This is a genomic window from Meiothermus sp. QL-1 (assembly GCF_003351145.1).
Lineage (GTDB): Bacteria > Deinococcota > Deinococci > Deinococcales > Thermaceae > Meiothermus.
This window is the reverse complement of sequence record NZ_QQSV01000002.1, coordinates 214,119-240,012: the sequence shown is the minus strand read 5'-3', so window position 1 is coordinate 240,012 and position 25,894 is coordinate 214,119. Positions and strand designations below refer to the sequence as shown.

Below are 25,894 nucleotides of genomic sequence, written 5' to 3'. Positions count from 1 at the left end.
GGTTGGATGCTTAGTGGAAACCTGGCCGAGTTTCCGCTCCCACGGCTGCTGGAAACCCTGATGGGCATCAGGCGAGGGGGTGCCCTCTTCATCCAGCCCCCCCAGTTCACCGGCGCCCTCTACCTGCAAGACGGCCAGCCGATTCACGCCGAGGCAGGGCCCCTGCGCGGTCTGGAAGCCCTGGAGCTGCTGGCCGGGGTGCGCAAGGCCCCCTTCCGCTTCGAGGCCGGCCTGGCCGCCCCGGCCCAGAGCATTGAGCCGAGCCTCCAGACCCACCAAATCCTCCTGCACCAGCTCGAGGCCTGGCGCGCCATCGAGCTGCCCGAGGACTGGGGCCTGGTGCTCCTCGGCCACAGCGTGCAGCCGGCCGAACTCAGCCCGCTGGAACTCCAGGTCATGGCCCAGGCCGAAGGGCAGTCCATCGCCCAGGTGCTGCTAAGCGGTCTCCGCTCGCCCCTCGAGCTGGCCCAGGTCCTCTCCAAGCTGCTTCGGCAGGGTCTCATGAGAGCGCGCCCCCCGCTTTTGGTGGCCCCCGAGGCGCTGGTGGTCCTCCCGCTCTACGGAAAGGAGCAGGGGGCGGCCGTCATCGACGAGGAACTCTTCCTTCGGTGGAGGGAGCAGCTCGGCGGGGAATTCTGGGTATGCCTGCGAAAGGCGGAACCCCTGGCCGCTGCCCGGGGGCGGAGCAGCGCGGACCAGCGCATCCGGGCGCTCGAGGCCCGCCTGCACCCCACACCCCGCCCCCACCTGCAGGGGCGGCTGGGCCTGTTCGAGGCCGATCTGCGCCGGCTACGCCTCAGCCGGGGAATAACCGTGGAGGCCTGGCCCGAACCTTACACTTAACCCATGGACTTCCTCGCCCTCAACGACCTGGTCAACCAAGCCGTCTACGGTCCGGGCATGATGCTGGTCTTCATCCTGGTGGGCCTATACCTATCGGTCCGCGCCGGCTTTCCCCAGCTAACCCGCCTGGGGGTGGCGCTGCGCGAGACCCTGGGGGCCATCCGGGAGCGCTCCTATAGCTTCGGGGGCCAGATCACCCCCTTCCAGGCCGCCATGGTAGCGATGTCCGCCACGGTGGGCACCGGACACCTGGTGGGCATGGTGGGGGCGGTTCTGGTGGGGGGGCCTGGGGCGGTGCTCTGGATGTGGTTGGCCTACCTGGTGGGAATGGCCACCAAGTTCGCCGAAGCCGTGCTGGCGGTTCACTTTCGCCGCCAGTACACCGACGGCTCGGTCATGGGGGGGCCCATGGTCTACATCCGCTACGGACTGGGTAAGAGGATGGCCTGGCTTGCGGCCCTCTTCGCCCTCTTCACCGCCCTGGCCGCCTTTGGCATCGGGAACCTTACCCAGGCCGGAGCCGTGGGCAACGCGCTGGCCCAGGAGTTCCGGGTACCCCCGGCCATCACCGGGCTATTGCTGGCGGTGCTGGTGGGGGTGCTTCTGGGGGGGGGCATCCGCCGGGTGGCCCGCTTCGCCCAGTTCGTGGTGCCCGTCAAGCTGGCCCTCTTCCTGCTGGGGGTGCTGCCCCTCCTGGTCCTGCACCTGGCCGACATACCCCGGGCCCTGGCCCTGGTCTTCAGCTCTGCCCTGAGCTTCGAGGCCGTAGCGGGGGGCGCAGCCGGTACGGCCATCTCGCTGGGGCTTGCTGAGATCCTGAAGGCCGGGGTGGGGCGCGGCATCTTCGCCAATGAGGCCGGCCTGGGCTCGGCGGCCATTGCCCACGCCCAGGCCCAGGTAGACCATCCGGTGCGCCAGGGCTTTTGGGGGCTCACAGAGATGCTGGTGAGCCTCCTCGTAACCACCCTCACTGCCCTCACCTTCCTGGCCAGCGGGCTCTGGGAGCGCTTTTTGGGTGGGGACCGGGTGGAAGCGGCCCGCTTTCTCTTCGCCGAGCACCCCCTGGGGGTGGCCATGCTGGCCCTGATGCTGGCGGTCTTCGCCCTGGGCACCATGGTGGCCTGGGGCTTCTACGGCGAGGAGGCTGCGGCCTATCTCTTCGGCGAGGGCATCCGCTGGCCCTACCGGCTCACCTTCGTGGCCTTCGCCTTCGTGGGGCCTTTAGGCGGGCTGGCTGCCCTCACCAGCGTGGCCGACACCCTCAACGGCCTCATGGCCATCCCCAACCTGATCGGCCTTTTGCTCCTGGGGGGGCTTTTGGGCAGGCTGGTGCAGGAGTTCTTCCAGGGCCTCCCCTGGCAACCGCCCGACGAAGAATAGGCCTGGGCTGCATTCGCCCGCCGGACTTCCCGCTAAACTCGGCTTATGAAACGCAAGCGGCTCGTGGTGGGCCTCTCGGGCGCCTCGGGGATGCCCTACGCCATAGACCTGCTCCAGACCCTGCAGCGGGTGCCGGAGGTAGAGGTGCACCTGGTCATGACCCCAGGGGCCAAGCGGGTGCTGGTGGAAGAGGCGGGGCAGAGCGTGGAGGCGGTGGAGGCCCTGGCCCACGTGGTGCACCGTAGCAGCGACCTGGGTGCGGCCATCGCCTCGGGCAGTTTTCGCACCCTGGGCATGGTGGTGGTGCCCTGCAGCGCCACCACCCTGGCCAAGATCGCCCATGGCCTGGCCGACAACCTGCTCACCCGCGCGGCCTACGTGACCCTCAAGGAGCGCCGGCCGCTGGTCCTGGTGCCGCGCGAGGCCCCCCTACCCCTGCCCAGTCTGGAGGCCATGGTCAAGGCCGCCCAGGCTGGGGCCACCATTCTCCCGGCTGCGCCGGGCTTCTACCACAAGCCCAGGCGCATCGAGGACCTGCTGGCCTTCCTGACCCAGCGCGTGCTGGACCTCTTCGGCCTGGAGTACGAGCGGGCCCCGCGCTGGGGAGAGGTGGAGGAACTCGAGCTCTAGCGCAGGAAGAAAACCCCGTAGACCACCCCGACCACGATGCGGTATACGGCGAAGGGCACGAAGCTGCTCCGGCTCACGAATTCCAGCAACCAGCGCACGGTGAGCAAAGCCGCCAGGAAGGCCGAAAAGAAGCCCACCGCCAACAGCAGCCAACTATCGGCGCGGAACTCATCCAGATGGCGCACCAGGGAAAACCCGGTAGCCGAGAGCATGGTGGGCACCGCCAAAATAAAGGAGAACTCCGCGGCAGCCCGGCGGGCCATGCCCAGGGCCATCCCCCCCACGATGGTGGCCCCGCTGCGCGAGACCCCCGGCATCATGGCCAGGGCCTGGAAGAAGCCGATGAGCATGGCCTGTAAAGGGGGCACCTGGTTCACATCATCGTAGCGCTTGTGCCGCTCGAGCCAGCGGTCCACAAAAAGCAGGAGCACCCCCACCCCTACCAGGTTCACCACCACCACCAGGTCGTTGCCCAAAAACACGTTTTCTATCACATCGGCCAGCAAAAAACCCAGCACCCCGGTGGGAATAAAGGCCAGAATGATGCGCTTCCAGACCTCAGCATCGCGCAAAAAGCGCCTGAAATAGAGCGTCAATACGGCCAGGATGGCCCCCAGTTGAATCACCACGACGAAGCTCTTCAAAAAGGGGTCGTGGGCTATGTCCAGCCCCAAAAGATGGGCCGCCAGGGTCAGGTGGCCGGTGGAGGAGATGGGCAAAAACTCGGTGACCCCCTCCAGAATCCCCAGGATGAGCGCCTCGAAAACCGTCACGGGCCGAGGATACCATGTCCAGATGGAGACCTGACCGGTGCGGTAGCATGCAGACGTGAGGGTCTCGGTGTTGTTGCCGGCGGCGGGCGCGGGCGAGCGAATCGGGCGGGGACCCAAGGCCTTTTTGGAGGTGGGGGGCAAGACCCTGCTGGCCTGGGCCCTGGAGGCCTTCGCCTGGGCGGAGGAGCGGGTGGTGGCCCTGCCGCCTGGGAGGATGGTGGAGGGCCTACCGGCCAGGGTGGTGCCTGGGGGGCGCACCCGGCAGGAAAGCGTCTACCACCTGCTGGAAGCTGCCACAGGGGACGTGGTGCTGGTGCACGACGTGGCCCGGCCCTTCGTGGTGCAGGAGGCGGTGAGGCGGCTGCTGGCAGCGGTGGAGCAAACCGGGGCGGCCACCCTGGTGGTGCCGGTGCCCGACACGCTGGTGCAGGAGGAGGAGGGCCGGTACGGCGTGGTGGTGCCCCGCGAACACCACCGGTTGGTCCAGACCCCCCAGGGTTTCTGGCGGTCGCTCTTGTGGGAAGCCCACCAGCGGGCCCGCCTGGAAAACCGGGTCTACACCGATGACGCCCAGCTGGTGCGGGCCATGGGCCATCCGGTGGCCCTGGTGGAGGGCGACCGGCGGATGTTCAAGGTGACCTATCCCGAAGACCTGCTGCTGGCCGAGGGGGTGGCGCGGTTGTGGAGGTCCTAGCCCCCGCCAAGGTCAACCTAGGGCTCTCGGTCCTGGGGCGCCGCAGCGATGGCTACCACGAGCTGCACACCCTCTTTGCCGCGCTGGCAGTGACCGATCGGCTCTGGATTGAAGCCGCCCCCGAGGGGATAAGCCTCGAGGTCAGGGGCGCTTCCCTCCCCTCCACCCAGGACAACCTGGTCTACCGGGCTGCAGCGGCCTACCTGGAGGCCGCGGGCCGGCCTGGGGGGGTGCGGGCGGTGCTGGAGAAAAGGCTGCCGCTGGCCTCAGGGCTTGGTGGGGGCTCCTCCAACGCCGCGGCCACGCTCAAGGCCCTGGCCCGGCTCTACCCTGCGGACCTTGACCTATTCGCCCTGGCCCGGCAGCTCGGGGCCGACGTGCCCTTCTTTCTCCTGGGGGGCCTGGCCGAGGGTAGGGGGATTGGGGAAAGGCTTACGCCCCTGCCCTTCCAGGCCATCCACCTGGTGCTGGTCAACCCGGGGCTGGCGGTCTCGTCGGCCGAGGCCTATCGGGGGCTGACCCCCGCGATGTGGCAGCCCGAGCTGGACCTGCCGGGCATCCTGGAAGCCCTTCGGGCCGGGGCCGAGCCCCCCTACTGGAATACCCTGGAAAGGCCCGTATTTGGCCTCCACCCCTACTTGGAGCAGCTCAAGCTCGAGCTCTACCGCATCGGCCTCAGGGGGGTGCTCCTCTCGGGCTCGGGCGCCACCCTCTTCGGCCTGGCCGAGGACGAGGACCAGGCCCGCTTCCTCGCCCAGCGGCTTCGCGAAAAGTACCCTGGCTTCTGGATTGTGGCCACCCAGACCGTAAGCTAGGGCCTGTACGGTCTCTTCCCCGAAGCGTATCATCCGGGTGTCATCGGGGGTGCCCGGAGCCCGGGCTGAGAGAGACCCTTTGAACCTGATGCGGTTCGTACCGCCGTAGGGAGCATGACACCCCTCCCGATGACAAGGAGGGAGTTTTTATGTACCCCAACCGATGGGCCTTCTGGCTCGGTCTGGCGCTCGCCGCCCTGGCCCCTGCCCTAGCCCAGCCGCCCACCCTGACCATCCTCACCCACGACAGCTTCAGCCTGGACAAGAACCTGGTCGCCCGCTTCGAGCGGGAAGCGGGCCTCCGGCTGCGCTTTCTGAAAGGGGGCGACGCAGGGGAGATGCTCAACAAGGCCATCCTGAGCAGAAGCGCCCCCATTGCCGATGTGATCTACGGCTTCGACAATACCCTGCTCTCGCGCGCCCTGGAGGCCGATATCCTGCAGCCCTACCGCTCGCCCGAGCTGGCCAGCCTGCGCCCTGAACTCCTGCTCGACCAGACCTTCCGGGCCACCCCGGTGGACTTCGGCTACGTGGCCCTCAACTACGACCGGGCCTACTTCAAAGACCGCCCCCTGCCCCAGCGCTTCGGCGACCTGGCCGCTCCGGCCTTCGCCAGGCTGCTGGTGGTGCAGAACCCCGCCACCAGCTCGCCGGGGCTGGCCTTCTTGCTGGCCACGGTGGCTTCGTTCGGCGAGGAGGGCTACCTGGAGTTCTGGGAGGAGCTGCGCAAGAACGGGGTGCGGGTGGTGAGCGGGTGGAGCGAGGCCTACTACACCCACTTCACCCGTGCAGGGGGGGACCGACCCCTGGTGGTCTCCTACAGCACCAGCCCTGCCGCCGAGCTCTACTACAGCGAGGCCAGGCCCAAACCCAGCGAGCCGCCCACGGCCAACCTGTTCCTGCCCGGCAGCGCCTTTTTCCAAATCGAGTACGTGGGCATCCTGAAGGGGACCCGCAACCTGCGGGCGGCCCAGCGCTTCGTGGACTGGCTCATCTCGCGCCCGGTGCAGGAAAACATCCCCACCGAGATGTGGGTCTACCCGGCCCGGCGCGACGCCAGGCTGCCCGAGGTCTTCCGCTTTGCCGAGGTACCCCCCCAACCGGCCCGGCTCAGCCCCCAACAGATCCGGCAAAACCGCGAACGCTGGATCAGGGAGTGGACCCAGGTGGTGCTGCAGGGGCAAAGCGCCCAGGCGGTGAAGGCCCGGCGGTAGATGCGCTGGCTGGCCCTGCCGGTGCTTCTCTTCCTGGCGCTGGCGCTTTTCTACCCTCTGGGGCGGATTGTGGCCCTGGGGCTGGGGGAAGGCTTCGGGCAGGCCCTGGCCGACCCCTATTATCTGGCCCGGCTGGGCTGGAGCCTGGCCTACGGGCTGGGCTCCTCGCTGCTCTGCCTGCTGCTGGCCCTGCCGCTGGCCTATGCCTTTCGCTACCGGTTTTGGGGGCGGGGGTTCTGGCTGGCCTTCTCCGTGGTGCCCTTCGTCCTGCCCCCTCTGGTGGTAGCCATGGGCTTCTTGGCCCTGGTGGGGCCGCGGGGGGCGCTGGGGGTAAACCTCTACGGCACCCCCTGGGTTCTCTTCTGGGCCAGCGCGCTCTACAACCTGGGCCTGGTGCTGCGGCCGCTGGTGGCCCTGCTGCCCTTGCTGGCCCCTCCCCTGGCCGCGGCCCGCACCCTGGGGGCCAGCCCCCTGCGGGCCTACCTGCGGGTGGGGGTGCCCCTGCTGGCTCCGGCCCTTCTTTCCAGCGGCAGCCTGGTCTTCCTCTACAGCTTCACCAGCTTCGGGGTCCCGCTTCTTTTGGGAGGGCCGGGATGGGCCACGCTCGAGGTGGCTACCTACCAGGCCCTGGCACAGCGCCTGGCCTTTCCCGAGGCCAGCGCCCTGGTGCTGATGCAGATCGGGGTCAGCGCCCTGGTGCTGCTGGGCTACCTGCGGCTTCAAGGCCGGCTCGGGGTGGGCCTGGAGGGCAGCGAGGCGCCGCTTGTATTGCCACGGGGGAGCGCCCTGGGCCTAGGCCTGGGGGTGGGGGCCTTTTTCACCGCGCTCTACAGCCCCCTCCTGGCCCTCATCTGGCGGGCGCTAGAGCGGCCTTCGGCCTGGGTCTCGGTCTGGCAAAGCCCCAGCTTCACCCCAGGCCTCCTGGCCCTGCAGAATACCCTGCTCTTCGCCGCGCTGGCGATGCTGGCGGTGATTCCCCTGGGTTTCCTCTACGCCTACGCGGTCTGGCGGGGGGCCCGCGGGCTTGACCTGCTGGGGCTTATACCCCTGATGGTCTCACCGGTGGCGGTGGGGCTGGGCTACCTGCTGGTCTACCCGGGGCTGCGGGGCTCCTTGCTGCTGCTGTTGGGAGCCTACGCGCTTTTGAGCTACCCCCTGCTGGCCCGGGCCCTTCTGCCCGCGCTGCAAAGCTTGCCGCCGCGGGTGCTCGAGGCTGCCCGCGTGCTCGGTGCTCCCCCCTGGCGCCGCTTTGTGCGGGTGGAATGGCCCCTGGTCCGCCCCTCGGCCCTCTCGGGCCTGGCCCTGGCCCTGGCCGCCGGGGTGGGCGAGTTCGGGGCCACCCTCACCCTCCAGCGCCCTGAGTGGACCACCCTTTCGCTGGCCATCTACGAGCGGCTGGGCCGGCCGGGGGCCCAGCCCTTCCACGAGGCCAGCGTGCTGGCCCTGTTGCTGATGCTCCTCTGCATGGCGCTTTTGCTGGGGCTCAGGCCCGAACCTCCCGCCGCTGGAAGAGCACATAGGTCAAGGCGAAGAGGAGCAGGGTAAGGGCGATGAGCCCAGTGAGCTGGGGCCAGGCCAGGAGGAGGCTCTGCCCCAGGGGAAGGGGCGAGCCCAGGAGGGCCCCCTGGAGCTGGGTGATGAGCACCGGTCCCAGGCTCCGCACCCCAGGGTTCAGAAGGGCCTGAATGGCCTCGGCGTAGAGGGTGTTGGGCGAAACCCGGGAGAAAGCCAGCAGGGCCTCGGCCTGGCGCAGCTCGCTTTCCGGGTTGAAGGGGTCGTAGGGGGCCACGGCCTGGGCCAGAAGCTGGGCGATGATTCCCCAAAACAGCGCGAAGAAAAGCCAGACCGCGATGGCCGCCAGGGCCGAGGTGGCTGCGCTGCGGAAGAGCACCGAGGCCACCAGGGCAATCCCCAGCCAGACCCCGGCGTAGGCCAGGGTAGCCAGAAGGAAGAGCAGAGCCCGCGCCACCTCCTCCCCCCCGGGGGGTACCCCCAGGAAGATGAGGCTCAGGCCCACCACCAGCAAAAAGAGGGCCAGCAGGATGACCGCCAGGGTGGCCAAAGCGGCTAGGAACTTGCCCCAAAGCAGGGCGTCGCGGTAAATGGGCTGGGCCAGGACCCGCGAGAGGGTGTTGCGGTTGTACTCGCTGTTGATGGCGTCAAAGCCCAGGGCGATGGCCGCCAGGGGTAAGAAAAAGCTCAGGAAAGCCACGAAGGAGGGCAAGGGGTCTTGCGCCGCGGTGAACACCCGCAAAAGCAGGAAGGGGTCTTCGCCCACCGTCTGGCGCAGCACCTGGGCCCCCGAGTAGACCGCCCCCACCGCCGAGAGCAGGATCAGCACCTCCAGGATGCGCATCCGGGTGCTCGAGAGGTGGTCGGCCATCTCCTTGAAAAACACAGCCCAGAGCCCCGTCCAGGGCGAGCCTTCGCGGGCCCTCGAGCTAAGCCGCATGGCGCACCTCCTGGAAGTAGCGGGCGTACACCTCGTCTAGGCTGGGCTGCTCCAGGGCCAGGCCCGTGAGGGCCGCCCCCGCCTCCAGCACCGCCTGGGCCACCTGGGGCCTTATGTCCCGGCGCGCCTCGAGCCGAATCTCCCCGTCCTCCACGCTCACCCGGCTCACCTCCGGCAAGGCCCCCAGCCGCTCGGCCAGGCCTTCCAGGGGGCTGGCCCCCACCCGGATCCGGTAGCCCCCCCCCAGCACCCGCTGGGCCAGCTCCTCCACCCGACCCTCCAGCACCAGCCGCCCCTTGTGGAAAAGCCCCACCCGGTCGCAGATGGCCTGCACCTGGTGCAAAAGGTGGGAGGACAGGAGCACCGTGATGCCCTCAGCCTTCAGCCCCTGGATCATCCGCAAGAACTCCTGGGCGGCCTCCGGGTCCAGCCCCAAGGTGGGCTCGTCCAGGATCACCACCTTGGGCTCCTTGAGAAGCACCTCGGCCAGCCCCAGCCGCTGGCGCATACCCCTGGAGAAGGTGCTCACCGGCCGGTGGGCCACCTCGCCGAGTCCCATCCGCCCCAGCACCCGCTCGATGCGCTCCTCGGCCACAGCGCGGGGCAGGCCGTTGAGCCGGGCGATGTAGGAGAGGTTCTCCCAGGCGGTCATCTCGCCGTAAAAGCCCACCGAGTCGGGCAGGTAGCCCACCTGCTTTTTGAGCGAAAGCGGCTCGCGCACCGGATCCAGCCCCAGCACCCGCACCATGCCCCCGCTGGGCTCGGTGAGGCCTAAAAGCATCAGGATGGTGGTGGTCTTACCGGAGCCGTTGGGGCCCAGAAGGCCGTAGACCTCGCCGGCCTCAATGGCGAGGTTCAGGTCCTCCACCGCCACCACCTTGCCGTAGCGCTTGGTCAGGCCTTGGGTCTCGATGACCATGGGCCCTCCTACCGCCGGCCAAAGCGCGAGACGGCAAAGCCCACCGCCCCCACCGCCACCGCGATCAGGGCCACCCCCACCAGCCCCCAAAGGGTAGAGGTCTGGACCGTGACGCGGTAGTCGGCCGAGGTGGAAGCCCCATCCGCAGAGGCCCGGAAGGTGAGCATGTAGTCGCCCGCCACCGCGCGAGGCGAGGGCTTGACCCGGGCGGTGACCTCCGACTCTGCACCAGGGGCAATGCGCTCGATTTTATCCGGCTCAAACTTGACCTCCCAGCCCGAGGGCTCGCTGGCGGAAAGCTCTACGTTCTCGGCCGGGGCGCTGCCGGTGTTCTTGACCACCAGCTTGATGGGATTCTCCCGCCCGGCGTAAGCCCGCCCCGAAAGCCGCTCCTCGGGGGTGGTGAGGCTCAGCTCGACCTGGCCGGTGATGTCCAGGTTCACCACCAGCTCGGCCCGGGTGTCCCCCGCCAGGGCCCGCAGGGTGACCGCATAGGGCTTGGCCTCCACCTGGCGGGGCGGGGTCACCTGCACATCCAGGTCCCGGCTCTCCCCGGCCTTCAGGGGCAGGCTGTTGACCTCCTGACCGCCGAAGGCAGTGCTGAAGCTCACGCGGAAGTTCTGCGGCGCGTCGGCCTCGAGGTTCACCAGCAGGTCCTGGTCGCTCTCGTTTCTCAGGGTCACCCGGTAGCGAAAGCTGGCGGTGGGGGTGCCCTTGAGCACCGGGAGCTCGGTCTCCAGGGAAAGCCGCTTGGGCAGGACCTGGCCCAGGGTCAGCGCGATGGGCAGCTCAGCCCGAGCGCCGCCACTGCCCAAAGCCTCCAGCCGGAAGCGGTAGGTGCCGGGCTGGACCCGCTGGGGCGGCTCCAGGCGCAGCGAGAGGCTCTGTTCGGCATCGGGCAACACGTAGACCGCGCCCACCACCCGGCCCCCTCCCAGCAAGCTGGCCTTCCAACCGGGGGCCACCTCCACCACCCGCACCTGCACGCTCTGGGGCGGCAGGCCGAAGCTCTTGATGGAGATGGGTAGGCTGATGGTCTCCCCCACCCGCACGCTCTGCGAAGGGTAGGGGGTATACAGGGCCAGGCCGCGGAAGCCTTGGGCCAGGCCCAGACCGGTCACGAGCAGCAAAAGGGCAACCAAGCGTGGCATTGCGCACCTCCAGCCGTTGTTTTCCAAGTGAGACTCTAGGCGAGGAAGATGAAATCTTTATTAGAAAAATAATGATAGTTGACAAACATAGACTCAGGTTTTATAATCCTACGGTGTAGGGACAAGGTCGGACGAACCCTACGGAAAGGAGGTTTCGGTATGCTGGATATCGTTCGGAATGTGCCTGTCCAAACGGTACCCGGGCGGAACTGGAATCTCTCGACCGTAAGCGACTTCTGGAGCGAGTTCGACCGGCTTTGGAGAGAGGTTACGGCTTCTCTGGGCGGCTCCCTCCACACCCGCGCCTATCCCTTCGACCTCTACGAGACCGACGACAGCCTGGTGCTTGAGCTGGCCGTGCCGGGGCTGCGCAAGGAGGACCTGGAAGTGAGGCTGGAGGGCAACCAGCTCACTGTGCGCGGCACCTACCCCGAGGTGTCCGAAGGAGAGCGGCGCTACTGGGCGCGGGGGCTGCCCCGGGGCAGCTTTGCCCAGAGCATCACCCTACCCGCCTCGGTCGAGAGCGAAAAAATCCAGGCCACCCTCAGCGACGGTCTTCTGCGCCTGACCCTGCCCAAGGCAGAGGAGGCCCGGGTACGGCGAATCGCGATTAGCGCGGTCTAGACTACCCCGGAGGGCCCCCCGATGGGGGGCCTTCGCTTTTCTTTTCTTGTGAAAAGAGGTACAATCTCCGGGACAAAAGTCCTGGAGCTTCCCAGGGCAACCGGAGAGCAAAAATGGAAACGAAACGCGTGGTGGTCTTGGGCGCAGGGTTTGCCGGTTTACATGCGGTCCGGGCTCTATCGGGAAAACCCGGCGTAGAGGTGGTGCTGGTAGACCGGAACAACCATCATCTCTTCCAGCCCCTGCTGTACCAGGTGGCAACCGCTGGCCTCGAGGCCCCCCAGATTGCCTTCCCCATACGGGCCTTTTTGCGCAGGCGAAACAACGTCCGCTTCCTGATGGGCAACGCCGAGGGTGTGGAGCCGCGGGAACGGGTGCTCTGGGTAGAAGGGCAGCCGGTCCCCTACGACTACCTCGTCGTGGGGACCGGGAGCCGCACCCACGACTTCGGCCTACCGGGGGTGGCGGAGTATGGCCTGGGCCTCAAAAGCCTGGACGACGCCATGAAAATCCGCGACCGGATTCTATCGGCCTGTGAGGAAGCGGTGCGCACATCCGATCCCGAACGCCGCCGGGCCCTGCTGACCTTCGTGGTGGCAGGGGGAGGGCCCACCGGGGTGGAGCTGGCCGGTGCCCTGGGCGAGCTGCGCCGCCATGTGATTGCCCGCGATTACCCCGACCTGAGTCCAAAGGAAGTGCGAATCGTGCTGATAGAGGCAGCACCCCACCTCCTAAGCGCCTTCTCGCCCGGCTCGAGGGCCTACGCCCAGGGCTTCCTGCAAAGCCTTGGGGTGGAGCTATACCTGAACGAGCGGGTGGTGGAGCTGACCCCAGGGCTGGTGCGGCTCCACAGCGGCCGGAGCATACCGAGCTTCACCGTCATCTGGAGCGCGGGTATTACCGGGCAGGCCCTGCCCGGCCTGCCCACCACCCGCGGCCAGCGGGTCGCCACCGCCCCCGGGCTTCACCTCCCCGACCACCCCTCCATCTACGTGGTGGGCGACCTCAACTACCTGGAGGGCCCCGGGGGCCGCCCCTACCCTCAGGTGGCCCCCACCGCCATGCAGCAGGGTGCCCTGGCCGCAAAGAACATTCTGCGAAGCCTGCGGGGCGAGCCTCCGGTTGCCTTTCGCTACAAGGACAAGGGCAGCATGGCCACCCTTGGGCGCAGCCAGGCCATCGCCGAGATGGGCCCCCTGAAGCTGCGGGGCTCTTTGGCCTGGGGGGCCTGGTTGGCGGTCCACCTGTACTACCTGATCGGCTTCCGCAACCGGATGATGGTGCTGTCCAACTGGGCCTACAGCTACTTTACCTACGACTTCGCCGTGCGAATCATGCACCATCGGCACGTCTTCCCAACCCCAAGGGAAGCACCCATATGCTAAGCTGACAGCCATGCCCGGCGTTCTGGTGCTGCACGGCTTCACCTCCCACCCCATTCTGACCATGGGGCCCCTGGCCGAGACCCTGCGCCAGGCAGGCTTCCGGGTGGCCCAGCCCACCTTGCCCGGCCACGGCACCCAGCCCGAAGACCTGCGCAAGGTGCGCTGGCAGGACTGGCTGCAGACCGCGCGCGAGGCTTATCTGGCCCTGGAGGAGCCGCGGGCCGTGGTGGGGCTCTCGATGGGCGGGCTGCTGGCCGGCTGGCTGGCCGCTGAGCACAAAACCGCCGCCCTGGTGGCCCTGGCCCCGGCGCTCGGATTCAAAAACCGCCTGGCCTATCTGGCCCCCCTGCTCCACCCCTTCAAGCCCTGGGCCTACAGCACCGACCCCGCCGAGGTGGCCCGAAGGCAGGCCCAAAGCCCCAACTACCCCAACTTCCCCACCGTGGCCCTGACCCAGCTCATCGCCCTGCAAAGGCGCCTGCCCGAGCTGCTGCCCCGGGTCAAAGCCCCGGCTTTGGTCCTCGAGGCCGCCCACGACGACACGGTGCCCAGCCGCGCGGTGCGCCGCTACTTCGACCTCATCGGGGACCCGCGCAAAACCTACCGGGTCTACCCCAGCCGGCACGACATGCTGCTCGACCCCCTGGCCGGCCAGATCGCCCAGGACATCGCGGCCTGGCTGCAGCCGTTGCTGGCGCCAGGCTAGGCTCAGGAACCCCTTTCCACCTCGAGCTCCACCTTCAGGTTGCCCCGCCTGGTCTGCCCCAGCACCCGCCGCACCACCAGCACCCCCAGGCCTTCGGCCAGCAGCCGGTCGCCCTCGGCGAGCTCATCGCTGCCGGTGGCCATCCGGCCGCGCAGGCGCACCTTGCCGGCCTTGACCCCCTGGGCGAAGTAGGCGCGCGAGACCCCGAAGCCCCGGGCCCCCACCACGTCCACCCGCAGGCTGGGCACCACCACGCTGCGAACACGCTCGTGCGTTTTGGGAAGCTCCTCCGGGGCCGCGGGCCGAACCCCCAGCCCAGCGGCTTCCAGGGCCTTGAGCCCTTTGGGCAGGGTGACCAGCAAGGCCCCCCCCGCCACCTCCTCCAAGTCGCCCAGCAGGCCCGGCTCTAGCAGGCCGCGCAGGCGGTCCTCCACGGTCTCGAGTTCGCCCTCGAAAGGCACGAATAGCACCAGGGTGGGGTCGGAGACGGCGGGGATGTGGGGGGGGTAGAGCACCGCCACCCGCCGGGAGGCCATCGGCAGCCCGCCGAAAGCCTCGAGCCTCAGCCCCTCGGCTAGGGCCAACCGGCGCAGCTCCTCCAGCTCCTCCGCCTCCAGAAAGGGGGTCTGCACCACCCGCCCCCCTCGGGCCTTCTTCAAGTAAACCTGTACCACCTAGCCCCTCCAAAGCCGAGCGTACACCCCTCCGCGGGCCAGCAGCTCGGCGTGCCGGCCCACCTCCACGATGCGCCCTTGCTCCATCACCACGATCTGGTCGGCATGCTGCACGGTAGAGAGGCGGTGGGCCACCACCACCAAAGTGCGCCCCGGGCGAACGGCCTCCAGCGCCGCCATCACCTTGGCCTCGCTGGCGCGGTCGAGGGCGCTGGTCACCTCGTCCAGCAGGATGATTCGGGCATCGCGCAGCAGGGCTGCGGCCAGGGCCAGGCGCTGCCGCTGCCCCACCGAAAGCCCCCCACCGCCCTCCTCCAGCCGGGTATCCAGGCCGATCTCGCGGGCCAGGCCCACCACCTCCAGGGCCCTTTGCATGGCCTCAGGGGAAGCTGCGCCCAGGGCCGCCAGGTTCTCTGCCACGCTGCCCGCGAACAAAAGCGGCTCCTGGGGCACCCAGGCCACGTGGGTCCGCAGCCAGCGCGGGTCATAGCTTCCCAGGTCCTGCCCGTCCAGAAGAAGCCTTCCTTCGCTCGGCGGGTATAGCCCCAGCAACAGGCGCAAAAGGGTGCTCTTCCCTGCACCCGAGGGCCCCACCAAAGCCGTGAAAGAGCCTGCAGGAATACACAAGTCCAAGTCCTTCAGCACCCTCTCCCCCCCCGGATAGGCAAAGCCCAGGCCGCGCAGCTCGAGCCGCCCCTCCAGCCGCTCGGGCGCGTAGTTCCCCGGCGGGTCCATCAGGGGAAGGGCAAGCAGCTCGACCACCCGCGCTGCTGCGCCTTCGGCCTGGGCAAAACCGGTTCCAATCCGGCTCAGGAGCTGCAGCGGGGTGATTGCCAAGGCCAGCAGGCTCAGAAAAGCGGTCAGGTCGCCCACCGTCAGCCGGCCCTGCTCAACCGAGCGCACCCCCAGGTAAAGGAGGAGGCCCAGAAGCGAGGTGGTGGCAAGCTGGCCCAAGGGCAGGTTCAAAGCCGCAATCAGCCCCCGGGTGCGGCCCAGCCGGTACTGCTGCCGGCTGCTTTGGCGGAAGCGGGCGCGGGCAAAGTCCTCCAGGCTCAAGGCCCGGATGAGCTCGAGGCGCCCAAGCCCCTCGGCCAGCCGGCTCGAAAGCCGCTCTAAGGCAGCCTGGGTGCGCCGGGTGTAGCGGGTTACCCAGCCCCCCACCCAGCCCAGCAATAACCCCCACAAAGGCAACGCCAGGAGCAGGTAAAGGGTAAGCTCGGCGTAGTGGTGCAGAAGCTGCCATATGAGGGCCAGCAGCAACATACCCTGGGCCAGAAGCCCCCCGAGGTTGTAGAAGAGGAAGCCCTCCAGTTCCTTCAAATCGGACACCAGCCGGCCGGTGAGCCCGCCCGCTGAAAAGCTGAGGGCCCGCAGGTCGGCAGAAAGCAGCCGGTCGAAGACCCGCTCCCGCCAAACAGCGGGTATCTTCACCGAAAGGTAGCCGATGAAGGCCTCCAGCAGGTACCCGCTCACCACCAAGACCCCAAGCAGCCCAGCCCCTACCAGCAGCACCGGACCCACCTGGTCAAAAGCCCCCGCCGCGATCCGGTCGAAGAGCGGCTTGACCACCTGCGCAGGCAGGAGGGCCTGGGCCAACGCGGGCAAAACGGAGAGGGCCGCCGCCAGGATGAGATAGGGCCAGAAAGGGTGCAGGAGGCGGAGGAGGTTCACCGTACCTCACAAAGGAGCAGGTGCGCCACCAGGTTGTCGGCCCCCGGCTCGGCCTGGAGGCGCTCCAGGCGGGCCCGCACCTCCGGGCCGCGCGAAAGCAGCCCAAGCCCCGCCCGGGCCACCTCATCCGGGGTAAAAGCCCCCCGCAGTTCGGGAAAGACCGCCTCGCCCAGCCACTGGTTGGGCAGGGCCAGGAAGGGAATCTGGCTGGCCAGGCGCCAAACCAAATGGCGCTTTAGGGGCCCGGTGCCGGGCAGGCGCAAAAGCCAGTGCAAGACCCCCTCCAAGGGCAAGAGCTCAGGCTTGTGCAGCGGTAGCAGCACCAGCGAGGGCAGGCGGGCCAGGGCCAGCTCGAGGGTGTTGGTGCCCGGAAGGGTGAGGGCCAGATGGGCCTGGCGCATGGCCGAGTAGCGCAAATTCTCGTCCAGCACCTGCACCTCGAGCCCCCCCTCGGTGCGGAGCCGATCCCCCTCCCAGCGAGCCCCCACCCCTCCCAGCGCGCGCACCTCCCGGGCCTCCAGCGCCTCCGCCACCACCGCCTCTGGCAGCAGGCGGCTTCGCACCCAGGCAAAGCGGAGCTGAGGGCGCTCGAGGGCCATCCGCTCGGCCGCAGCCAGCAGAAAGCCCAGCATGTACCGGGCCGCAAAGGGGCGGCTGCCCGCAAAGAGCAGCACATCCACCTCGAGGGAAGGGTACGGCTGGGCCTCGCAGAGGGCGTCCACCACCAGGTTTCCCACCACCGCCACCCGCGAGGGGTCCGCCCCTTGAGCCATCATAGCCCTCCGGGTGCGCTCCGAGTCCACCAGCACCGCCCTGAGGCCCGGGTGAAAGGCCTTGGGGTCGAAGGTGTAGGCAAAGGCTGGGTAGCCCGTGGCCCGGCCCAGCCAAACCGCATCGCGCGGGGCCCCGCCCAGCATCAGCACCAGACCTCGCCCCCGGGCCCGCCCCGCCACCAGCCGCCGCAAAAACGCCCGGCGGCCCGAGAGGGCCTCCAGAGGAAGCTCCCGGGCCTTGAGGGCCTCGGTGCCGGCGGCAAACTGGTCGCGGATTAGAAAGAGCTCGACACGAGCCTGGGGCACCCTCTGCCGCAGGCGCGACAGAACCGGCGGCACCCAGGTAGAAAGCTCCCCCGGCCCATTGGTAAGGAGCAGAATCTCGTCCAGCATCAGTCTGTTTGTTGACCCCGCACAAAGCCGGAGAGGTTGCGCTTGGAGGGAGCGCGCAGAAAAGCTCTAAGAACCTGAATCTCCTCAGTATCGGGCAGCCCCTCCAACCCCCGGCCCTCCCGCAGAGCGCGGAAAGCCTGCTCCAAAGCCCGGTAGCGCTCCCCGGTGATGCCGGCCCGACGCAGGCCCACCGTGTTCAGGCGGTAGTGCAAGGCCGGGCTGCCCTCCGCCAGGCTGTAGGGCAGCACATCCCGGGTCACCTTGGCCATGGCCCCCACCATGGCCCGGGGACCGATCCGCACGAACTGGTGCACCCCGGCCATCCCCCCTATCACCGCGTGGTCCCCCACCTCCACGTGCCCGGCCAACCCCACCCCCTGGGTCAGGATGACCCCGTCCCCCACCCAGCTATCGTGGCCCACGTGCACGTAGCCCATCAGGTAGCAGCCCGCCCCAATTCGGGTGGGCCGGTCCTCCCGGGTGGCGCGGTGCACCACCACCCCCTCCCGCAAAACGGTCTGGGGGCCCACCTCGAGCCAGGTCTCCTGCCCCTTGAAGCTGAGGTCCTGCGGAAGCCCGCCCAGCACCGCGTGGGGCCCCACCCTCACCCCGGCCGAAAGCCGCACGAAGGGGTGGATTACCGCATGGGGCCCGATCTCCACGCCGGAGCCAATCTCGCAAGGCCCCTCCACCACCGCATACGGGCCAATCCTCACGTCCGCCGCAAGCTGGGCTTTGGGCGAGACCACCGCTGTGGGATGGATGAGCAGATGGCTCATGCCGCCCCCCCCTCCTGCCCTGCCCGGAGCACAAAGCTCAGAACAGCCTCGGCCTTCAGCTCTCCCTCGACCCAGGCCCCGACCCTGACCTTGCCCACCCCCTGCCGGTAGCCCAACAGCTCCCCCTCCAAAAGGAGGGTGTCCCCGGGCACCACCGGCTTCCTGAAGCGGGCCCCTTCCACACCCGCCAGGAAGACCAGCATGCCCGGCTTGAACTCGGGCCGGCGCACCACCACCGCCACCGAGGCCTGGGCCATGGCCTCGAGGAGCAGCACCCCCGGCATGATGGGGTAGCCGGGAAAGTGCCCCTGGAACTGCGGTTCGTTGAAGGTCACGTTCTTCAGCGCGCGAAAGCGCTTTTCATCAGCCTCTAGAATCCGGTCAATCAGCAAGAAGGGGTAGCGGTGGGGTAGGAACCTGAGGAGCTCGTAGATGTCCACAAAGCCCATACTATAGCCGGTGCTCAGGGCACCGGGGCCACCGGCCGCAGGGCGTGGGAGAGCTCCAGGGCCAGCTCCAAAGCCAGCAGGTCGTCCTCCAGGGTCACGATGGAGGGCTCGCCCTTCAGAATGCGGTCCACGAAGTGTTTGAGCTGGCGGCGTAGGGGGTTGTCGTTGTGAATGGCGATGCGCTCGGTCTGCACCTGGGTGCGCCCGTTGGGTATGGTCCGGTCGGGGTCGGGCTGCACAGGGGGGGTGCGGTGCAGCAAAAGCTCGGTGTACTCGCTGTTGAAGTCGAGCCGGATCACCTCGCCGGGCTGGGTGATGGTGAGCGAGCGCTCGGCCTGGGGCGAGATGCGGCTGGCGGTGAAGAGGGCCCGGGCCCCAGAGGGGAAGTCCACCACCGCCTGGGCGAACTCGTCCAGCCCGTCCACCTGCCGCCCCACCACGCTGTAGCGCAGGGGCTTCTCCTTGAGGAGCAGAAGCACCAGGTCCAGGTCGTGGATCATCAGGTCCAGCACCACCCCAATGTCCCGGATGCGGCGGTTGTTGCCCATGCGGCGGGCCTCGAGCACCCAAGGGTTCCTTACCATCCCCATCAGGTCGCCCACCGCGCGGTAGAAGCGCACGATATGCCCTACCTGCAGAACCACCCCCTGCCGCTCCGCCAGGCGCACCAGCTCCCGGGCCTCCTCCAGGGTGCGGGTCATGGGTTTTTCCAAGAGCACGTGCACCCCGGCCTCTAGAAACATCCGGGCCTGCTGGTAGTGGAACGAGGTGGGCGAGGCGATGGAAACCGCCTGAACCTTGCCCAGTAGGTCCTCCGGGTCCGCATAGGCCGGTACCTCCAAGTCCTGTTCAATCGCGGCCTGGCGGAAAGGATCGGGGTCGGCCACCCCTACCAGTCGCACCCCAGGCAGCCCTGCATACACCTGGGCGTGATACGTGCCCATCACGCCCACACCCACAACGCCCACCTTCAGCTCCATAGAATCCCCACTACAAAACGCACGACCCCGCGTTTCCAAGCAGGATAATACATCCAAAACCCTCCCCCCTACTCCAACAACCGGGCCAGCTCCACGTGCAGCCGGTGAGAGCCCCGGTGCGCCACGAAGCGCCCCTGGTAGGGGCGGCCCGCCAGGTAAAGGTCGCCCAAGAAGTCCAGGGCCTTGTGGTAGACCGGCTCGCCGAGCATCCTCGGCACGTTGACATACCCTTGCTGGCTGAAGACCAGCGCGTTCTCCAGGGAGGCCCCCCTGATCAGCCCCTGAGCCCTCAGGGCCTCCACCTCGTGGAGAAACCCGAAGGTGCGGGCCTTGGCCAGCTCCGGCAAGCCCACCGGGGGGCAGGCCACCTGCTGGTAGCCTATCTTGGGATGGGGGAAGAGAATGGTGACCAGCAGGGAGAAGGAGGGGCTGGGCTGGGCCATGGCGCTGCTGCGCCCTTGCTCCACCCTGAAGGCCCCCGGCAGGGGCAGCGGCGCCGGCCCCAGGGCGGGGAAATCCTGCAAGGCGGCCAGCCACTCCTGGGCGCTGCCGTCGAGGATGGGCACCTCGGGACCTGAGACCTCGATGACAAGCCCCTCCCAGATGCCCCGGATGTAAAGCGCGGCCAGCAAGTGCTCCACCGTCATGAGCCGGTGCCCTCCCCACCCGAGCACCGTGCAGCGGCTGGTATCCACCACCGCCGAGGCCAGCGGGCGCACCTCCACCCCCCGAAGCCAGAAGCGCACCGGCCCCTCTGCCGGATGAAAGCGGAGCGTGGCCGGCTCCCCGGTGTGCAGGCCGATGCCGCTTATGGTCATGGTTCCCTGTCCCCACCCCGCTCCCGCAAAAGCCCGCGCAGGGCCCGCTCCCGGGCCAACAGCCACTCCAGAAGGGCCAGCCGGCGCCAGTGGCGACGGATGGGCAAAGCCGGCACCCCGCTGGCCCAGGTCTCACCCGGCGGCACCGATTTGCTCACCGCACTGCCCCCGGCCAGGGTTGCCCCTCTCCCCAGGCGGACATGGTCGCTGATGACCACCCCTCCCCCCATCCGCACCCCGTCTTCAATCACCACGCTGCCCCCTACTGCGCTGTTGCCCACCATGACCACCCCACGGCCAATCCGCACGTTGTGACCGATGTCAGTGAGGTCGCCGATCTTGCTTCCTGCCCCGATGCGGGTCTCCCCCACCACGCTGCGCTGCACCACGCAGTGGGCCCCCAGCTCCACCCCATCCTCCAGCACCACCCGACCGGTGTGGGGCAGGCGCTGCCCGTCCTGGAAGCCAAACCCTATGATGCCCAGCACGCTGCCCGCCCCGATGCGGCACCCGGCCCCCACCCGCGTGCCTGGGTAGAGGGTTACGCGGGGCTCGAGCACGCTCTGGGGGCCCACCTCGGCCCCTTCCCCCACGTAGCCGTAGGGGCCCACCACCACCCCCGGCCCCACCCGGGCCCCTCGGGCCACGAAGGCGTAGGCCCCCACGGCGGCGGTGGGGTCCACCCTGGCCCCCTCCTCCACCCAGGCCGTGGGGTGCACCCCGGGCGAAGCCCAACGCTCAGGCGCGTCGAAAAGCGCCAGCACCCGGGGCCAGGCTCGGGCCACCGAGGGGACCCGAACGCGGCTGGTGGAGCCAGAGCAGGGGACGCCCTCCTCCAGGAGCAAGGCCGCCCCGCTGGCCAGGGCCGCTTCCAGGTAGCGGCCCTCCCGCACCACCACCAGCTCACCGGGCTGGGCCTCCTCAGGGGAAGCCAGGCGGGTCACCCATTGATTCGGGCCCTCGAGCCGCCCCCCCAGACGCTCGGCTATCTCGGAAAGCCACATAGGGGGCCAAGGTTACCGCCGCAGGACGTTGTCCGAGGTAACCAGGGCGTCCCGCAGCACGTGCAGCATGTCCAGGGCCTTGCCCGTGCCCAGGGCCACCGCCTCCACCGCGTTCTCGGCCACCACCACCGGCACCCCGGTGGCCTCCTGCAGCAGCAGGTCCAGGTTGCGCAGCAAAGCCCCCCCACCGGTCAGCAGAATTCCCCGGTCGATGATATCGGCCACCAGCTCGGGTGGGGTGTTTTCCAGAACCCCTTTGACCCCCTGGACGATCTTCTCCAGAGGCTCCCTGAGGGCCTCCACCACATCCTCGGTCCTCACCTCGATGCTCTTGGGCAACCCGGTAAGCAGGTCGCGCCCCCGCACCTCAGCCGTCATGCCTGCCTCGCCCGGGGCCAGCTTGGCCGCGCCAATCCTGATCTTGAGGTCCTCCGCGGTGCGCTCTCCGATGAGGAGGTTGTACTTGCTGCGGATGTAGCGGATGATGGACTCGTCGAACTCGTTGCCGGCAATGCGCAGGCTGGTAGAGCGCACGATGCCCCCCAGCGAGATGACCGCGATGTCGCTCGAGCCCCCCCCTATGTCCACCACCATGCTGCCGGTGGGCTCGGCAATCTTGATGCCCGCCCCGATGGCCGCGGCCAGGGGCTCGTCGATCAGGTAGGCCCGCTTGGCCCCAGCCTCCACGATGGCCTGCACCACCGCCCGCCGCTCCACCTCGGTCACCCCCGAGGGCACCCCCACCATCACCTGGGGCCTGAAGAAGCGCAGGGGCGGCAACACCTTCTTGATAAAAAGGGTGAGCATCCGCTCGGTCAGGGTGTAGTCGGCAATCACCCCGTCCTTGAGCGGGCGGGCCGCCACGATGTTGCCCGGGGTACGCCCCAGCATCCGATAGGCCTCGGCCCCCACCGCCTTGACCTCTTTGGTATCGCTCACCATGGCGATCACCGAGGGTTCGCGCAGCACAATACCCTTGCCCCGCATGTAGATGAGCACCGAAGCGGTGCCCAGGTCAATACCCACGTCCTCCCCGCGGAACGAAAACCAGCCTGCCATAGCGCTTTATTCTACCGGTTTGCGGGTGAGGCACATAGGTAGGGGCTAGGGCAGGTCCTCAGGGCGGTTGGCGTTCAGGAAAAGGTGGGGGCCAAAGCGGGCCTCGAGCACTCCTCTGTCCACCACCAGGCAGGAGACCCTCCGCAGCAGGGCCCGCAGGCCGAGATATCCCAGCTCCAGGCACCGGCCTGCCTCCTCCTCTAGCGAGCGGTGGTACAGAGCTCCAAGCGGCTCCAAGCCCTCCGCCGAGCCCGCCACCACGGCTTGAATCCCTGGGGCCACCTGGTCCCGCATGAAACGCCAGTAGGCCACCGAAAGGAACGGCTGATCGCAGCCCGCCACCGCCACCCAGTCGTAGCGAGCGTGGACCAAGGCCGCGTGCAGCCCCGAGAGCGCCCCCCCTCCCCCCTGCAGGTCTGGACAGACCCGGTAGCCCGGGTAGGGGCGGTTGGCCACCACAAAGCGCTCGCTGGCCTCGGCCATCCCCTCCCAGACCCAGGCCAGCAAGGGCTGGCCCCGATAGGGGTAGAGGGCCTTGTCCCGACCAAAGCGACGCGACCAACCTCCTGCCAGAATGGCCCCGCTCCAGCGCATCCAGACCATCCTAGCCCAAAGGGAGCAAAAAGTCTTTTTTCATGGGCTTTTCTCCGCCTTCCTGACATCTGCATGACACTAGGCTGACAAGCTAGGTGCGTCGGCGGTGTTCAAGCACCCCGCATCACAGGAGGCACAAGATGAAGCACCTACTGATTGCCACCGCAGCCCTGCTGGGTCTGGCCAGCACCGGCCTGGCCCAAGTGAGCCTCACCGGGGCCGGGGCCACCTTCCCCTTCCCGGTGCTCTCCAAGTACTTCGATGAGTACCTGAAGGTCACCAACAACCAGGTCAGGGTCAACTACCAGGCCATCGGCTCAGGGGGTGGACAGCGCCAGTTCATCGAGCAAACCGTGCACTTCGGCGTCTCCGACAACCCCCTCAACGACCAGCAGATGGCCGATATCCGCAGGAACACCGGTTCTCCGGCCCTCAACATCCCCTTCGTGCTGGGCGCGGTGGTACCCACCTACAACCTGCCCGGCGTCACCCAGCGCCTGAACTTCACCGGTGAGCTGCTGGCCGACATCTTCCTGGGCAACATTAGAACCTGGAACGACCCGGCCATCGCCCGCCTGAACCCCGGGGTCAACCTGCCTGCCCTGCCCATCACCGTGGTCCACCGCTCCGACGGCTCGGGCACCACCTTCGTCTTCACAGACTTCCTCACCAAGGTCTCCCCCGAGTGGGCCCAGAAGGTGGGCCGGGGCAACAGCGTGAACTGGCTAGCCCCCAACAAGGTGGGCGGTCGCGGCAACGAAGGGGTGGCAGGGGTGGTGCGCAACACCCCCGGGGCCATCGGCTACAACGAGGTGACCTACGCCATCCAGAACCGCATCCAGTACGGGGCCGTGCAGAACAAGGCGGGCCGCTTCATAATGGCCGATCTGGCTTCCATCACCGCTGCGGCCAACGTGGTGCTGCCCGGGGATGCCCGCATCTCCCTCACCAACACCAACGCCCCCGACGGCTACCCTATCTCCAGCTTCGCCTACATCCTGGTCTACGAGCAGCTCGATAAGAATAAAGCCTTCAGGAGCGAGGCCGAGGCCCGGGCCTTCGTGCAGCTCCTCAAGTGGATCGTAACCGAGGGGCAGAAGTTCAACGAGCCCCTGACCTATGCCCGCCTCACCGATGTGGCCCAGGCCCGCGCGCTGGCCCTGATTTCCCGCATCACTTATCAGGGCAAGCCCATTGGCAAGGAGATCGTCGGGCAGTAGAGGGCGCTTAGGGTAGGGGCTCAGAAGCCCCTACCCCATTTAAACTGAAGGCGTGCGCATGCAACAGGCTACACAAACCCCGCTTATCAAACGAAGAACCCCGGCCATCTACCGGGTGCTGGGCGACCGAATTTTTTTGGTCATCATCCTCCTCCTGGCCCTCAGCATCATTGCCCTCACCCTGGGGCTGGGGTACTACCTATACATGGGGGGATCCAAGGCCATTGCCAAAGAGGGCTTCTGGGGTTTCCTAACCGGCACCACCTGGGACCCGGCGCTCAGGCTCGAGTTCGGCATCTGGCCCTACGTGGTGGGCACCCTCATCACCAGCTTTGCCGCGCTGGTCCTGTCGGTGCCCGTAGCCCTAGCTGCTGCCATCTTCACCGCCGAGTACGCCCCGCGCTGGTTGGCTGGAGTTATCAACTACCTGGTGGACCTAATGGCCGCGGTCCCAAGCGTGGTCTACGGCATCTGGGGCATTTTCGTGCTGGCCCCTTTTCTGAGAGATGTTTTCTATCTGCCCGTTTTTTTGTGGGCTGCTGAGAACGCCCCCTGGCTTACCCGCTACCTGGGAAACCCCGCGGGCTACGGGCTTTTCACCGGGATTGTGGTGCTCTCGAGCATGGTCATCCCCTTCACCGCAGCCCTCTCCCGCGACGCCATCCAGCTCGTCCCCACCGCTCAACGGGAGGGTGCCTACGCCCTGGGGGCCACCCGCTGGGAGGTGATGCGGATGGTGATCCTGCCCTATGCCCGAGGGGGGATTTTCGCAGGGGCCATGCTGGCCCTGGGGCGGGCCCTGGGCGAGACCATGGCCATCGCTATGGTAATCGGGAATGGCAACCTCCTCCCCTACACGCTTTTTGGCCCTGCTTCCACCATGCCGGCGGTCATCGCCCTGGAGCTTAAGGAAGCGGTAGAGGACCTGCACTACTCGGCCCTCATCGGGGTTGGGTTCTACCTCTTCTTGATCGCCTTCCTGGTCAACGCGACCGCCAGCTACATACTCAACAAGCTCAAGGTGAGCGAGCAGCGAGTCTAGGAGGAGAAAACATGCGCAGCCTACAAGCCCGCTACACCCGCGACCGGCTGGTGCTGCTGCTGGTTATTCTGGGCACCATCCTGGCCGCCTTGCCCCTTACCCTGGTGCTGGGCTTCGCCCTGATCAACGGCTTCTCCGCCCTTAACTGGGACTTCTTTACCAAAGGCCCTAGGCCCCCGGGCGAGCTGGGCGGGGGGATGGCCCCGGCCATTGTGGGCACCCTGGTCATCACCGGGACTGGCCTGCTCCTTGCCATTCCCTTCGGCATCGGGGCGGGTATCCTGATGGCCGAGTACCCCGACAACCGGCTCAACCCCACCCTGCACCTGCTTTCGGATACCCTGAACGGGATGCCCGCCATCCTGAAGGGGGTGCTGGCCTACGTGCTCGTGGTCAAGACCCAGGGCTCCTTCTCGGGCTTCGCCGGTGCGGTGGCCTTGGCTTTCATCATGGTTCCCATCATCGCCAAAAGCACCGAGAGCATGCTCAAGCTGGTGCCCTGGAACATCCGCGAGGCTGGACTTGCTCTGGGCCTGCCCCGCTGGCGGGTTATCCTCTCGCTGGTGCTGCCCGCCGCTCGGGGCGGGGTGGTCACAGGGCTTCTGCTAGCCACGGCCCGGGCCGCGGGTGAGGCCGCCCCTTTGCTCTTCACCGCCTTTGGCAATACCCTGCTCACCCTGGATCTCTCCAAACCGATGGACGCCCTCCCGCTTCGCCTCTACGCCTACGCGATTAGCCCCTACGAGGACTGGCACCGTCAGGCTTGGGCCGCAGCGGTGGTGCTGCTGGCGCTGGTGGTGATCACCAGTCTGCTGGCCCGCTGGTTTACCCGCGGACGGATGTGAGGTTCAA

The 25,894-nt window shown here is 67.9% G+C and carries 27 protein-coding genes and 1 riboswitch; of the genes, 13 read left to right on the top strand and 14 right to left on the bottom strand.

Features of this window, described 5'->3' with window-relative positions; translation table 11 throughout:
• Positions 1-6: 6 nt before the first annotated feature.
• From DV704_RS03950 to DV704_RS03940, 3 genes are read left to right on the top strand one after another with little or no spacing between them, the layout of a single operon-like run.
• On the top strand, positions 7-843 hold the full coding sequence (locus DV704_RS03950; RefSeq protein ID WP_114798264.1) for a DUF4388 domain-containing protein: 837 nt from the start codon (positions 7-9) through the stop codon (positions 841-843).
• 3 nt (positions 844-846) lie between these two features.
• The gene (locus tag DV704_RS03945) at positions 847-2,223 is read left to right on the top strand and encodes a sodium:alanine symporter family protein (RefSeq protein ID WP_114798263.1); all 1,377 of its coding nucleotides are present in this window, start codon (positions 847-849) and stop codon (positions 2,221-2,223) included.
• 45 nt (positions 2,224-2,268) lie between these two features.
• Positions 2,269-2,853, top strand: coding sequence for a UbiX family flavin prenyltransferase (locus DV704_RS03940; protein ID WP_114798262.1), 585 nt, complete (start codon positions 2,269-2,271; stop codon positions 2,851-2,853).
• On the opposite strand, the gene DV704_RS03935 is transcribed toward DV704_RS03940, so the two are convergent.
• Entirely contained in the window at positions 2,850-3,626 is a 777-nt protein-coding gene (locus tag DV704_RS03935) for an undecaprenyl-diphosphate phosphatase (protein ID WP_114798261.1), read from the bottom strand. The genes DV704_RS03940 and DV704_RS03935 overlap by 4 nt on opposite strands.
• A gap of 55 nt (positions 3,627-3,681) precedes the next feature.
• On the opposite strand from DV704_RS03935, the gene ispD reads away from it, so the two are divergent.
• The 4 genes from ispD to DV704_RS03915 all read left to right on the top strand — a co-directional run bounded on the left by ispD (position 3,682) and on the right by DV704_RS03915 (position 7,894).
• Positions 3,682-4,320 carry a 2-C-methyl-D-erythritol 4-phosphate cytidylyltransferase gene (gene ispD / locus DV704_RS03930; RefSeq protein ID WP_114798260.1) on the top strand — a complete coding sequence of 213 codons (639 nt, stop codon included), beginning with the start codon at positions 3,682-3,684 and terminating at the stop codon, positions 4,318-4,320.
• Positions 4,308-5,135 (top strand): 4-(cytidine 5'-diphospho)-2-C-methyl-D-erythritol kinase, encoded by an 828-nt coding sequence (gene ispE, locus DV704_RS03925; protein ID WP_114798259.1) that lies wholly within the window; start codon positions 4,308-4,310, stop codon positions 5,133-5,135. Before ispD ends, ispE begins: the two co-directional genes overlap by 13 nt.
• Before the next feature lie 35 nt (positions 5,136-5,170).
• Positions 5,171-5,265: riboswitch (TPP riboswitch) on the top strand.
• A 19-nt stretch (positions 5,266-5,284) separates the two neighbouring features.
• Entirely contained in the window at positions 5,285-6,349 is a 1,065-nt protein-coding gene (locus tag DV704_RS03920) for a thiamine ABC transporter substrate binding subunit (protein ID WP_114798258.1), read from the top strand.
• Positions 6,350-7,894, top strand: a complete 1,545-nt coding sequence (locus tag DV704_RS03915) for an iron ABC transporter permease (RefSeq protein ID WP_114798257.1) — start codon at positions 6,350-6,352, stop codon at positions 7,892-7,894.
• Here the strand turns inward: DV704_RS03915 and DV704_RS03910 are convergent.
• From DV704_RS03910 to DV704_RS03900, 3 genes are read right to left on the bottom strand one after another with little or no spacing between them, the layout of a single operon-like run.
• Positions 7,833-8,801: an ABC transporter permease gene (locus tag DV704_RS03910; protein WP_114798256.1), complete on the bottom strand. Its 969-nt coding sequence runs from the start codon at positions 8,799-8,801 to the stop codon at positions 7,833-7,835. The genes DV704_RS03915 and DV704_RS03910 overlap by 62 nt on opposite strands.
• Positions 8,791-9,720, bottom strand: coding sequence for an ABC transporter ATP-binding protein (locus DV704_RS03905; RefSeq protein WP_114798255.1), 930 nt, complete (start codon positions 9,718-9,720; stop codon positions 8,791-8,793). Before DV704_RS03905 ends, DV704_RS03910 begins: the two co-directional genes overlap by 11 nt.
• Positions 9,721-9,728: 8 nt before the next feature.
• Positions 9,729-10,871 carry an NEW3 domain-containing protein gene (locus DV704_RS03900; RefSeq protein ID WP_114798254.1) on the bottom strand — a complete coding sequence of 381 codons (1,143 nt, stop codon included), beginning with the start codon at positions 10,869-10,871 and terminating at the stop codon, positions 9,729-9,731.
• Positions 10,872-11,030: 159 nt separating this feature from the next.
• On the opposite strand from DV704_RS03900, the gene DV704_RS03895 reads away from it, so the two are divergent.
• From DV704_RS03895 to DV704_RS03885, 3 genes are all read left to right on the top strand, one after another.
• Positions 11,031-11,495 (top strand): Hsp20/alpha crystallin family protein, encoded by a 465-nt coding sequence (locus tag DV704_RS03895; RefSeq protein WP_114798253.1) that lies wholly within the window; start codon positions 11,031-11,033, stop codon positions 11,493-11,495.
• A gap of 113 nt (positions 11,496-11,608) precedes the next feature.
• Positions 11,609-12,880 carry an NAD(P)/FAD-dependent oxidoreductase gene (locus DV704_RS03890; RefSeq protein WP_114798252.1) on the top strand — a complete coding sequence of 424 codons (1,272 nt, stop codon included), beginning with the start codon at positions 11,609-11,611 and terminating at the stop codon, positions 12,878-12,880.
• Between the two features lie 10 nt (positions 12,881-12,890).
• Complete coding sequence (locus DV704_RS03885; protein WP_114798251.1) at positions 12,891-13,586, top strand: carboxylesterase; 696 nt, start codon at positions 12,891-12,893, stop codon at positions 13,584-13,586.
• A 2-nt stretch (positions 13,587-13,588) separates the two neighbouring features.
• Here the strand turns inward: DV704_RS03885 and DV704_RS03880 are convergent, their stop codons facing one another.
• From DV704_RS03880 to DV704_RS03835, 10 genes are all read right to left on the bottom strand, one after another.
• Entirely contained in the window at positions 13,589-14,260 is a 672-nt protein-coding gene (locus DV704_RS03880) for an RNA-binding protein (protein WP_114798250.1), read from the bottom strand.
• Complete coding sequence (locus DV704_RS03875) at positions 14,261-15,931, bottom strand: ABC transporter ATP-binding protein (RefSeq protein ID WP_114798249.1); 1,671 nt, start codon at positions 15,929-15,931, stop codon at positions 14,261-14,263. It lies immediately after the preceding gene.
• On the bottom strand, positions 15,928-17,097 hold the full coding sequence (locus DV704_RS03870) for a sugar synthetase (protein WP_114798248.1): 1,170 nt from the start codon (positions 17,095-17,097) through the stop codon (positions 15,928-15,930). The genes DV704_RS03875 and DV704_RS03870 overlap by 4 nt, the downstream gene beginning before the upstream one ends.
• Complete coding sequence (lpxA, locus tag DV704_RS03865) at positions 17,097-17,876, bottom strand: acyl-ACP--UDP-N-acetylglucosamine O-acyltransferase (protein WP_114798247.1); 780 nt, start codon at positions 17,874-17,876, stop codon at positions 17,097-17,099. The genes DV704_RS03870 and lpxA overlap by 1 nt, the downstream gene beginning before the upstream one ends.
• The gene (fabZ, locus tag DV704_RS03860; protein ID WP_114798426.1) at positions 17,873-18,316 is read right to left on the bottom strand and encodes a 3-hydroxyacyl-ACP dehydratase FabZ; all 444 of its coding nucleotides are present in this window, start codon (positions 18,314-18,316) and stop codon (positions 17,873-17,875) included. Before fabZ ends, lpxA begins: the two co-directional genes overlap by 4 nt.
• Positions 18,317-18,339: 23 nt before the next feature.
• Positions 18,340-19,293, bottom strand: coding sequence for a Gfo/Idh/MocA family protein (locus tag DV704_RS03855; RefSeq protein WP_233498231.1), 954 nt, complete (start codon positions 19,291-19,293; stop codon positions 18,340-18,342).
• A gap of 80 nt (positions 19,294-19,373) precedes the next feature.
• On the bottom strand, positions 19,374-20,123 hold the full coding sequence (locus tag DV704_RS03850; RefSeq protein ID WP_114798245.1) for a UDP-3-O-acyl-N-acetylglucosamine deacetylase: 750 nt from the start codon (positions 20,121-20,123) through the stop codon (positions 19,374-19,376).
• Positions 20,120-21,127: a UDP-3-O-(3-hydroxymyristoyl)glucosamine N-acyltransferase gene (locus tag DV704_RS03845; RefSeq protein ID WP_114798244.1), complete on the bottom strand. Its 1,008-nt coding sequence runs from the start codon at positions 21,125-21,127 to the stop codon at positions 20,120-20,122. Before DV704_RS03845 ends, DV704_RS03850 begins: the two co-directional genes overlap by 4 nt.
• Positions 21,128-21,139: 12 nt before the next feature.
• Complete coding sequence (locus tag DV704_RS03840; protein WP_114798243.1) at positions 21,140-22,186, bottom strand: rod shape-determining protein; 1,047 nt, start codon at positions 22,184-22,186, stop codon at positions 21,140-21,142.
• Positions 22,187-22,231: 45 nt separating this feature from the next.
• Entirely contained in the window at positions 22,232-22,780 is a 549-nt protein-coding gene (locus tag DV704_RS03835; protein WP_114798242.1) for a molybdenum cofactor guanylyltransferase, read from the bottom strand.
• A gap of 140 nt (positions 22,781-22,920) precedes the next feature.
• Between DV704_RS03835 and pstS the strand changes: the two genes are divergently transcribed.
• The 3 genes from pstS to pstA are packed head-to-tail and all read left to right on the top strand — an operon-like array spanning position 22,921 to position 25,887.
• Positions 22,921-24,000: a phosphate ABC transporter substrate-binding protein PstS gene (pstS, locus tag DV704_RS03830; RefSeq protein WP_114798241.1), complete on the top strand. Its 1,080-nt coding sequence runs from the start codon at positions 22,921-22,923 to the stop codon at positions 23,998-24,000.
• A gap of 58 nt (positions 24,001-24,058) precedes the next feature.
• Entirely contained in the window at positions 24,059-25,042 is a 984-nt protein-coding gene (pstC, locus tag DV704_RS03825; RefSeq protein WP_114798425.1) for a phosphate ABC transporter permease subunit PstC, read from the top strand.
• Between the two features lie 11 nt (positions 25,043-25,053).
• Positions 25,054-25,887: a phosphate ABC transporter permease PstA gene (pstA, locus tag DV704_RS03820; RefSeq protein WP_114798240.1), complete on the top strand. Its 834-nt coding sequence runs from the start codon at positions 25,054-25,056 to the stop codon at positions 25,885-25,887.
• Positions 25,888-25,894 lie beyond the last annotated feature (7 nt).

Coding starts and splice junctions, on each gene's coding strand:
- DV704_RS03950 (WP_114798264.1), top strand. CDS start 7: ATGCTTAGTGGAAACCTGGCCGAGTTTCCGCTCCCACGGCTGCTGGAA.
- DV704_RS03945 (WP_114798263.1), top strand. CDS start 847: ATGGACTTCCTCGCCCTCAACGACCTGGTCAACCAAGCCGTCTACGGT.
- DV704_RS03940 (WP_114798262.1), top strand. CDS start 2,269: ATGAAACGCAAGCGGCTCGTGGTGGGCCTCTCGGGCGCCTCGGGGATG.
- DV704_RS03920 (WP_114798258.1), top strand. CDS start 5,285: ATGTACCCCAACCGATGGGCCTTCTGGCTCGGTCTGGCGCTCGCCGCC.
- DV704_RS03915 (WP_114798257.1), top strand. CDS start 6,350: ATGCGCTGGCTGGCCCTGCCGGTGCTTCTCTTCCTGGCGCTGGCGCTT.
- DV704_RS03910 (WP_114798256.1), bottom strand. CDS start 8,801: ATGCGGCTTAGCTCGAGGGCCCGCGAAGGCTCGCCCTGGACGGGGCTC.
- DV704_RS03905 (WP_114798255.1), bottom strand. CDS start 9,720: ATGGTCATCGAGACCCAAGGCCTGACCAAGCGCTACGGCAAGGTGGTG.
- DV704_RS03900 (WP_114798254.1), bottom strand. CDS start 10,871: ATGCCACGCTTGGTTGCCCTTTTGCTGCTCGTGACCGGTCTGGGCCTG.
- DV704_RS03895 (WP_114798253.1), top strand. CDS start 11,031: ATGCTGGATATCGTTCGGAATGTGCCTGTCCAAACGGTACCCGGGCGG.
- DV704_RS03890 (WP_114798252.1), top strand. CDS start 11,609: ATGGAAACGAAACGCGTGGTGGTCTTGGGCGCAGGGTTTGCCGGTTTA.
- DV704_RS03885 (WP_114798251.1), top strand. CDS start 12,891: ATGCCCGGCGTTCTGGTGCTGCACGGCTTCACCTCCCACCCCATTCTG.
- DV704_RS03870 (WP_114798248.1), bottom strand. CDS start 17,097: ATGCTGGACGAGATTCTGCTCCTTACCAATGGGCCGGGGGAGCTTTCT.
- lpxA (WP_114798247.1), bottom strand. CDS start 17,876: ATGAGCCATCTGCTCATCCATCCCACAGCGGTGGTCTCGCCCAAAGCC.
- DV704_RS03850 (WP_114798245.1), bottom strand. CDS start 20,123: ATGACCATAAGCGGCATCGGCCTGCACACCGGGGAGCCGGCCACGCTC.
- DV704_RS03845 (WP_114798244.1), bottom strand. CDS start 21,127: ATGTGGCTTTCCGAGATAGCCGAGCGTCTGGGGGGGCGGCTCGAGGGC.
- DV704_RS03840 (WP_114798243.1), bottom strand. CDS start 22,186: ATGGCAGGCTGGTTTTCGTTCCGCGGGGAGGACGTGGGTATTGACCTG.
- DV704_RS03835 (WP_114798242.1), bottom strand. CDS start 22,780: ATGCGCTGGAGCGGGGCCATTCTGGCAGGAGGTTGGTCGCGTCGCTTT.
- pstS (WP_114798241.1), top strand. CDS start 22,921: ATGAAGCACCTACTGATTGCCACCGCAGCCCTGCTGGGTCTGGCCAGC.
- pstC (WP_114798425.1), top strand. CDS start 24,059: ATGCAACAGGCTACACAAACCCCGCTTATCAAACGAAGAACCCCGGCC.
- pstA (WP_114798240.1), top strand. CDS start 25,054: ATGCGCAGCCTACAAGCCCGCTACACCCGCGACCGGCTGGTGCTGCTG.